Below are 1,537 nucleotides of genomic sequence, written 5' to 3' on the forward strand. Positions count from 1 at the left end.
AAGGACTACGTCCAAGGTGGGCATGGCACGGTTGAAGATGCTCGAAAGATGTTTTTTGACACACTGCATTTTTTTGATCGAGACAGCTTGCTAGAGGGAGCACAGCTTGGCGAAACTTGGGCTGTTGATTCTGGATATGTCTTAGAGGGCTAGCGGTACTTGCGCTGCTTCTATGGGAGCATTTTTTAAAGTGGGGTGGCGCAAGTGGCTCGACTTCCAGTGTAGGCTCAAGCCTACGCTGAAAGCATCGAGCTAAGATGTTATTCACCAATTAAAATGGTTTCTAACATAAGAATTTCGTATAAGAGACTTTATGTTAAAGAAGAGTCAAAGATACCTGAAAATTAAAGTCATCATTATTTTGCTAAATATAAATAAGTTCTAGATTGTGAATACTAATATTCTTCTTATTCTGGAAAAATGTTGCGTCAGTGGACTTAAAGACTTGATAATTCATTAACTTGATATATAGATCATTACGATATGTATTATCATTCCTTAGAGTCCTTTAGGAATCAACATGTTAGAGCCAAAATTTAAGCTAGTACCTCCTGCTAATTATCGCCATCCTTATCAGGTTGAAAAAGTCTCTTACATGGAAACGGGTGATTCAAGATTTATCTATGCTGTGATTAGCCTGATACCCACCAATAAGAATATTAAAAATACAAAATACTTTATCCGTGTCCTTATGATGAATGAGCTGCTTGAATCTAATATTGAATTTAATATTGCCTCCGGTTTATTCACCAGTTTCATACATCCTGATGTTTCTCTCATAACTAAGGGCAAATTGATTCCAGTCCAAGATTCACAGTTATATGAAGCATTGGCTCAAACTGCTATGGATACTTTTGCTCTGGAATATAGTTATGAATCCATTATTGAAAACCAGGATATGGCTCGCCTGTTCGGTTTTTTAATATCTTCAATGATAAGAATTGAATTTAATCCCAACCCTGTTAATTCTGAAGTAGCGGTTGCTTCGGAACTTTTAAAAAATCTTGATGATGTTGTCTATATTTATAAAAATTACTCAGCTCTCAATCTTAGTGCTGAGCTTAGAGCTGAAATAAATTATCAATTCTGGTCAGCCATTACGATGATGACCCGTAGTAATGCCTTGGTATATGCAGATAGTTCGAAAGGTACTGATTTTTCAAGCCTAGCTAATAAGAAGATTGATTTAAGTGCTAAGAATCTTAAAAGAGCAATTGAAACTAGCTTGCCTTACTTTAACAAATCACATATTCAACGCGAAATTCGAGATTTAGTTGCACATACTGATTTTGACTTATCTAGCCAAAAGATCACATGCAAAGACATGATTAAGCCTTCCCATCAACATGGTAAAGTGAATATGCATGGATTAATGAAATATAAAAATACAATAGCAATCCTTTACCGTGCTTATCTTACTTTTATAGAGAAGAAGACCAATGAAATTGAGATTAAAAAACTAAATACTATTTTAGATGAATCCATTTTTCGTCTTTCAACTGCCTCTCAAAATACTCTTACGATTAAAATACTTAAA

1 protein-coding gene is annotated in these 1,537 nt (G+C 34.9%); it reads left to right on the forward strand.

The genetic code is table 11. From position 1 onward, the window contains the following. Positions 1–520: 520 nt before the first annotated feature. Positions 521–1,537: hypothetical protein (locus tag FTV42_RS16790; RefSeq protein WP_180039248.1), on the forward strand; the 1,017-nt coding region annotated here is incomplete at its 3' end.

The sequence above is a fragment of the Acinetobacter sp. YH16052 genome, from assembly GCF_013417155.1.
In the GTDB taxonomy this organism is placed as follows: domain Bacteria; phylum Pseudomonadota; class Gammaproteobacteria; order Pseudomonadales; family Moraxellaceae; genus Acinetobacter.